Source organism: Amycolatopsis sp. NPDC004079, assembly GCF_040610415.1.
Lineage (GTDB): Bacteria > Actinomycetota > Actinomycetes > Mycobacteriales > Pseudonocardiaceae > Amycolatopsis > Amycolatopsis halotolerans.
Map to the genome: position 1 here is coordinate 1 of NZ_JBEXMH010000143.1, position 7,402 is coordinate 7,402.

Consider the following 7,402-nt stretch of genomic DNA (forward strand, 5'->3'; position numbering starts at 1 on the left):
GCGCCCAAACCGAAGCGGATGTCGCCCCCGACGGCCGCGAACCGCAAAGCCGACTCGTTCACGTCCGGCGGCAAAACCTTGATCCCCAGCCGGCGGCACTCCGACAGATAGATCGCCGACTTGTCCTTGTTGTCACCGACCGACGTCAGCAACGCCGCCATGTACTCCGCGGTGTAATTCGACTTGAGATACGCCGTCCAATATCCGACTAGCGCGTATCCGGCGGCGTGCGACTTGTTGAAGGCATAGCCCGCGAACGGCAGGATCGTGTCCCACAACGCTTGCACGGCCTCGCCGGAGAACCCGTTGTCGATCATCCCGGCACGGAAGCCCTCGAATTCCTTTTCCAGGACTTCTTTCTTCTTCTTGCCCATCGCGCGGCGCAGCACGTCCGCGCGGCCCATCGAGTATCCGGCGACCTTCTGCGCGATCTGCATGATCTGCTCCTGATACACCACCAGGCCGTGCGTTTCGGCGAGGATCTCGCGCAGCGGTTCCGCCAGTTCCGGATGGATCGGTTCGATGGCTTGGCGCTTGTTCTTGCGGTCGGCGTAGTTGTTGTGCGTGTTCATCGCCATCGGACCCGGCCGATAGAGCGCGTTGACGGCCACGATGTCCTCGAACCCGGTGGGACGCATGCGGCGCAACAGGTCCCGCATCGCGCCACCGTCCAATTGGAACACTCCAAGACTGTCGCCGCGGACCAGCAGGGCGAAGGTCTCGGGATCGTCGATGGCCAACCGGTCGAGGTCGATGTCCTCGCCGCGGTTGGCCTTGATGTTGTCGATCGCGTCGCCGATGACGGTGAGGTTGCGCAGGCCGAGGAAGTCCATCTTCAGCAGGCCGATGGCCTCGCACGACGGATAGTCCCAGCCGGTGATGATCGACCCGTCGTCCCTGCGCCACAACGGAATCGCGTCCATCAACGGTTCGCTGGACATGATCACCGCGCAGGCATGGACACCCGCGTTGCGGATCAGGCCCTCGAGGCCGCGGGCGGTGTCGAAGATCGTCTTGCACTCTTCGTCGGTCTCGACGAGCGTGCGAACCTCGGCCGCCTCCGCGTAGCGCTCGTGCTTGGCGTCCACGATCCCCGCCAGCGGAATGTCTTTGGCGGCCACCGGCGGCGGCAAGGCTTTGGAGATCCGGTCCGCGATCGAATACCCCGGTTGTCCGAAGTGGACTCGCGCGGAGTCTTTGATCGCCGCCTTGGTCTTAATCGTGCCGAAGGTGATGACCTGCGCGATCCGATCGGAACCGTATTTCTCGGTGGCGTACCGGATCATCTCGCCGCGACGGCGGTCGTCGAAGTCCATGTCGATGTCCGGCATGGACACCCGTTCCGGGTTCAGGAAGCGTTCGAAGAGCAGACCGTGCCGGATCGGGTCGAGGTTGGTGATGCGGAGCGCGTAGGCGACCAGCGATCCCGCCGCCGACCCGCGTCCCGGGCCTACTCGGATTCCCGCCTCGCGGGCATGCGTCATCAGGTCAGCCGTGATCAGGAAGTATCCGGGAAACCCTTTGTCCACAATGACCTTGAGTTCGTACTCGGCGCGCTCCCGGTACTCCTCGGGCACTCCGTCCGGCAGTCTTTCCGACAGACCGCCCATCACCTCGTGATGCAGCCAGGTGGCTTCGGTGTGGCCTTCGGGGACGTCGAAGACCGGCATCCGGTCCTTGTGCGTGTACACGTCCTCATACGACTCGACCCGCTCCGCGATCAGCAGCGTGTTGTTCGCCGCGCCCGGGACCTCCTTGTCCCAGTACTCCCGCATCTCGTCCGCCGACTTCAGGAAATAACCGTCCCCGTCGAACTTGAACCGCGTCGGGTCGTTCAGCGTCTTCCCCGCCTGCACGCACAACAACGCCGAGTGGGTATCCGCCTGGTCCTTCGTCACATAATGCGAATCGTTCGTCGCCAGCGGCGGGAGGTCCAGCAGCCTCCCGATCTCCAGCAGGCCCTCCCGCACCGACCGCTCGATCGGCAACCCGTGGTCCATCAACTCCAGGAAGAAATTCCCCGCACCGAAAATGTCCTTGTAGTCCGACGCCGCCTGGACAGCCGCCTCCCGCTGGCCCAGCCGCAACCGCGTCTGCACCTCGCCCGACGGGCAACCCGTCGTCGCGATGATCCCCGACGCGTTCTCCGCGATCAGCTCCCGATCCATCCGCGGCTTCCGGTAATACCCCTGGATCGACGCCAGCGACGACAGCTTGAACAAATTCCGCAACCCGGTCGCGTTCCCCGCCAGCATCGTCATGTGCGTGTACGCACCCGCACCCGACACGTCCCCGCCCTCGCCCAGCTCGTCCGCACCCCGCTGGTTCGACTGCCCCCAGAACACCGGCTTCTTGTGAAACCGCGACTCCGGCGCCACATACGCCTCAATACCGATGATCGGCTTGATCCCGTGCTTCTTCGACGTCTGAAAAAACTCGTCCCCGCCGTACATGTTCCCGTGATCAGTCATCCCCACCGCCGGCATGCCCAACCGAGCCGCCTCCGCGAACAAAGGACCGATCTTCGCCGCACCGTCCAGCATCGAATACTCGGTGTGGACGTGCAGGTGGACAAACGATGGCATGGCCGCATTGGACCCGCCGCACCGCGCCGCCGTCCAACAACCGACACGCGCGCTCGGACCACCTCCGGTTGTGCCCCGAGGTGACCGCCGCCGGATGAGTCCTTTGTGGACTCATCCGGCGCGGGTTTTATTCCTCGGAGTCGTCGTCCGCGAGCAACGCGTACAACCGGCGACGGGCTTCACGGAGCACCTTGCGCGCCTCCGCGAACTGCGCTTCGGTGCCAGCGTGCGCGACCTGCGCCGCGGCCCCGCCCAACTCGCCGATCTGCTGATACAGCGCCGCGAACCGGTCCGCCCCAGGTTCCTCGTCGCGCTCCGGAGACTCCCAGAGCGCGGCGAACTCCTCCTCCCGCCCGGCAACGTGCTCACGCCCGGCCTCGGTGAGATGCGCGACGCGCCGACCGCCTTCCTCCGCGGTGCGGACGAGGCCTTCGTCCTCGAGCTGCTGCAAGATCGGGTAAATCGACCCTGGGCTGGGCCGCCACTCGTCGTTCGTGCGGCGGCGGATCTCCTGCATCAACTGGTAACCGTGGCGGGGTTCCTCGGCCAGGAGGGCGAGCACGGCCGGGCGCACCGGGCGGGCCGGACCTCGGCCGCGTTGGCCGCCGCGGGGTGGCCCGCCGAAGAATCCGCCTGGACCGCCCGGCCCACCGGGAAACCCGGGGAAGCCAGGGAACCCCGGAAATCCGGGAAACCCCGGCCGATGCGGCGGCCCGGGAGGCCCAGGCGGACCGGGAGGCCCCGGCGGGAAGCCGCCGCGAGCTTCGAAGACGGTGTGGTCCCAGGCTTCCTCGCCACCAGGGTGGCCCGCATGATGGGGCGGCTCGCCCGGATGGCCAAAGTGGCCCAGGGGACCGGAGTGCTCGCCCGGATGACCGGGACGGCCTCCCTGGTGGGGCGGCTCGCTCGGCTGACCGAGGTGGCCCAGATCGCCGGAGTGCTCGCCCGCATGACCGGGGCCGCCTCCGTGGCGGGGCGGCTCGCTCGGATGACCGAGGTGGCCCAGCTGGTCGGAGTGCTCATCCGGATGGCCGGGGTACGCGTGGCCCTCCCCCGGTTCACCCAGCCAGCCATGGCGGTCGCCCGGTTCGCCCTCGTGCCATCCCGGGTGATCGGGCCAGCCGAACTCGGCTCCCGGCCCGCCGAACTGCCCAGGCCGGCCATGCTCGCCGCCCGGGCCGCCTCCCCTGGGCCATCCGTGTCCTTCCCCCGGTCCGCCCGGATGTCGCTCCCTCCCGCCGCTGCGCGGGTCGAACGGCATGCCTCGACCGCCGTCACCAGGGCGGATCGGTCCGGGACGGCCGAATCCGAACGGCATTCCGGGCCCGCCGGGACGCTCCGGGCCGCCGAAGCCCCGGAACAGGTGTCCTCCGCCTGCTGTCCTCGTCATGTGATCCTCCTTCGTCGAACGATCGCCGATATGCCCACGATATATCGGCGAGTGTTCGACGGCAAGGCCGTCCGAACCAGCGGGCGGGAAAGATCAGGACGTTCCGGCGGGCGCGGTCGTCGCGCCTTCCCCTCCGAACCGGATGGACTTCGCTTCCTTGCCCAGGGAGGTCAGCACGGCGACCGCGATGAGCACCGGGATCACTGTCCACAGCAGCGCGGCCGTATAGCCCTGCGACTGCGCGATGCTCTGCTGGATCGGCAGGTTCAGCGCGGCCAGCAGGTTGCCGAGCTGATAAGTGACGCCGGGGAAGAAGCCGCGGATCGCGTCGGGGGACATTTCGGTGAGGTGCGCGGGGATGACGCCCCACGCGCCTTGCACCATGACCTGCATCAAGAACGAGCCGAGCGCGAGCATCCCGGCTCCGTGGTCAACGGCGAAGATCGGCACGATCGGCAGGCCGAGCACCGCCGCGCCGACGATGGTCATCCGACGGCCGAAGCGTTCCGACAGCGAGCCGAAGACCAGACCGCCGATGATCGCGCCGACGTTGTACAACACGGCGATCCACGTGCTGGTCGCGGCGCTCAGGCCGGCACCGCCGTGGTCGGTCGCTTTCAGGAACGTGGGATAGACGTCCTGGGTGCCGTGGGACATCCAGTTGAACGCGGTCATCAGCAGCACGAGGTACCCGAACCGGCGCAGCACCTTCGGGTTGAGCAGGACGTCCTTGACCGACGTCCGGGTGACGCGCATCTTCTCCTGCGCCGCCTCCCACACCTCGGATTCCTTGACCCGCGCCCGGATCAGCAGGCTGATCAGCGCCGGGAAGATGCTCAGCACGAAGATCCACCGCCACTCCAGGCCGAGCGCGGTGTGGAACAGCAGATACGCCAGCGCGGCCATCAGGTATCCGGCGGAGTAGCCCGCCTGCAGCAGCCCGGAGAAGAAGCCGCGCCGCTCCACGGGAATCTTCTCCATCGCGAGCGCCGCGCCCAGGCCCCATTCGCCGCCCATGCCGACGCCGTAGACGAACCGCAGGATCAGCAGCACGGTGAAGTTCGGCGCGACCGCGCACAGCACGCCCGCCGCCGAGTACAGCAGGACGTCGACCATCAGCGGGATGCGCCGACCGGACCGGTCCGCCCACAGCCCGAACAGCAGCGCGCCGACCGGGCGCATCACGAGCGTCGCGGTGGTGATGAACGCCAACTGCGTGGCGGTGGCCCCGAACGACTTGTCCTTCGCGATGTCCGCGAGCACGAACACGACCAGGAAATAGTCGAAGGCGTCCATGCTCCAGCCGAGCCACGCGGCGAGGAACGAGTTTCGCTGATCGGCGCTGAGCTTGCGTTTTTCCTTGCCCCCGGCTGCGTTTTCGGTCACCGGCTTGGTCTACACCCGGTGTGGCGGCGAGGCAAGAGTCGCATGTGGACTCAGGATCTCCCTGACATACCAAGCAAAAGCGGAGGAATCGGGTTACTCGGGCGTTTTCGCCGAACGAGTCAGCAGGTGCGCCTCGCGCATCCGGCCGTCCGCGGCGAACTGCCCGAAGAACGACACCTCGATCTCGAGCTCCTTTCCTCGCTGGCGTACGTGCAGCGTGTACCGCGCGGCGAGGCGATCGCCGTCGGCCATCGCCTCGTGGACTTCGATCCGGCTGTCCGGCCGGTTCTTCCGCACTGGACGGCAATGCGCGACCAGCCGATCGCGGTCGATCCGCACCCCGTCGGCGATCTGCACGACGTCTTGCGTGTGATAGCGGTCGACCACCGTCGCCGCGTCCTCGTCGGTGCGCACCAGATCGTCGGTGAACGACGTGAAGAAGCGCGCGATGAACTCCTTCGGATCAGCATGCGGATCAGTGCGTTCCAGCGTGTCCATGAACCCTCCCAGATGAACTCTGACACACTGTAAGATATCCGCTTGAGCTAACCTTGACAAGGTGTAAGAGATGTCGAAACTCCGCGCCGACGCCCAGCGCAGCCGCGCCGCCATCCTCGACGCGGCCCTCCGCGTACTGGAGGCCGATCCGGATGCGAGCGTCGAAGGCATCGCGACGGCGGCGGGCGTCACCCGCCAGACCGTCTACGCCCATTTCCCTTCCCGCGAACGACTTCTGGCCGCGGTGCTGGACCGGCTCACCGAAGAAGCCGTCGATGCGATGGACGCCGCGGGCCCGGACACCGGACCAGCGGCAGACGCGATCCTGCGGGTCCTCGAGGCCGCCCGCCGAGCGTCCTCGCGATACCCGATGCTGCTGCGCCGTCTCGGCTCGACGCCCACTTCCGCGGAAGACGGCCGCGAGCAGCACGAGCCAGTCGCCGACCGGTTGCGACAGATCGTCGAACGCGGACAACGCGCCGGCGAGTTCGACCGTCAGCCCCCGGTAGATTGGCTGGTCACGGTCATCATCCAGCTGGGCCACGCCGCCGCGGGAGAAGCCGACGCAGGCCGGCTTTCGCCAGAGGACGCCGAAAAGGAGCTGTCCACCACGGTGCTACGGGTACTCGGCGCGTCCTGACCCAACTCAGATCACGACGCGAGACTGAATCCGGCGCCCAATGTCCCGCGCCCACGCCCGAATCCGGTCCCAGTCGCGAAAATCCCCCGCCCGATTGCCCCGCGCCATCAGCTTTTCCACCACACCGTCCGCCAGCGCCGGATCAAGCCGCCCACCGAACGTCTCGGTCCGCCCCGCATCAATCGCGGCCGCCAGCAACGTCACCCGCGCGGGCAAACTCACCCGAGCGAGATTCGCACCCGGCCCACACGGTCCACTGTGGAACAACCAGACCGGACGCGCACGCAGCGCCTCGGTGTTGCGCTCCAGCAACCGCACTGCCTCAGGCCGCCACCGCGCGTAGTAGAGCGCACTGCCGACCACCACCGCCGCATACCTCGTGACACTGTCGACCTCGCCCGCCCCGCGCACGTCAACGGCAAACTCGGCAGCACGCAGCTCCTCGCCGACCACCTCGGCGATCTCGCGCGTCCCGCCATGCCTGCCCGCATGCGCGACGAGGACATTGATCATGTCCTTATTGTCCACCCCTTCGACGCGCAGCGCCCGCCCGAAGCCCGTGAGGGCCACCTTCACGGACTCAGAGTCCCTCAGGGTTCCCCTCACGACCCGCATTCCCTCAAGGGGCCCCTCACGGAACCAGATTCCCTCAAGGAGCCCTTCACAGCCCACCCGCTCGCTCGCCGCGATGCGCCCCAATGTGGCATTGGGTGCATCCCACGCACCGAACGCCACATTGGGTGCATCCCACGCACCCAATGCCACATTGGGGCGCTAGCCCCAACCCGAAACCGCCGCCGGTGCACCCAACGATCGAGGCACCCAGCCCCTCCCCCGCACCCCGATACGAAGCCTTCTCTGCGGTCTGGGGTTGCTTGTCAAGGCATCTTTCCCGCCTTGACA

General features: G+C 67.3%; 6 protein-coding genes. 1 reads left to right on the forward strand and 5 read right to left on the reverse strand.

Going from position 1 to position 7,402, the window contains the following annotated elements; genetic code table 11:
• The 4 genes from dnaE to ABZX37_RS49010 form a co-directional block, all read right to left on the reverse strand.
• Positions 1-2,585 (reverse strand): DNA polymerase III subunit alpha (dnaE, locus tag ABZX37_RS48995; protein WP_354751208.1); only part of this gene is annotated, 2,585 nt, incomplete at its 3' end.
• A 127-nt stretch (positions 2,586-2,712) separates the two neighbouring features.
• Positions 2,713-3,159 carry a PadR family transcriptional regulator gene (locus ABZX37_RS49000; protein ID WP_354751209.1) on the reverse strand — a complete coding sequence of 149 codons (447 nt, stop codon included), beginning with the start codon at positions 3,157-3,159 and terminating at the stop codon, positions 2,713-2,715.
• 909 nt (positions 3,160-4,068) lie between these two features.
• The gene (locus tag ABZX37_RS49005) at positions 4,069-5,271 is read right to left on the reverse strand and encodes an MFS transporter (RefSeq protein ID WP_354751212.1); all 1,203 of its coding nucleotides are present in this window, start codon (positions 5,269-5,271) and stop codon (positions 4,069-4,071) included.
• 183 nt (positions 5,272-5,454) lie between these two features.
• The gene (locus ABZX37_RS49010; protein ID WP_354751210.1) at positions 5,455-5,859 is read right to left on the reverse strand and encodes a nuclear transport factor 2 family protein; all 405 of its coding nucleotides are present in this window, start codon (positions 5,857-5,859) and stop codon (positions 5,455-5,457) included.
• Between the two features lie 70 nt (positions 5,860-5,929).
• Here ABZX37_RS49010 and ABZX37_RS49015 point away from each other — a divergent pair, with 70 nt between their 5' ends.
• Positions 5,930-6,499 (forward strand): TetR/AcrR family transcriptional regulator, encoded by a 570-nt coding sequence (locus ABZX37_RS49015; RefSeq protein ID WP_354751211.1) that lies wholly within the window; start codon positions 5,930-5,932, stop codon positions 6,497-6,499.
• A gap of 6 nt (positions 6,500-6,505) precedes the next feature.
• Here the strand turns inward: ABZX37_RS49015 and ABZX37_RS49020 are convergent, their stop codons facing one another.
• On the reverse strand, positions 6,506-7,012 hold the full coding sequence (locus ABZX37_RS49020; protein WP_354751213.1) for a flavodoxin domain-containing protein: 507 nt from the start codon (positions 7,010-7,012) through the stop codon (positions 6,506-6,508).
• Between the last annotated feature and the right edge of the window lie 390 nt (positions 7,013-7,402).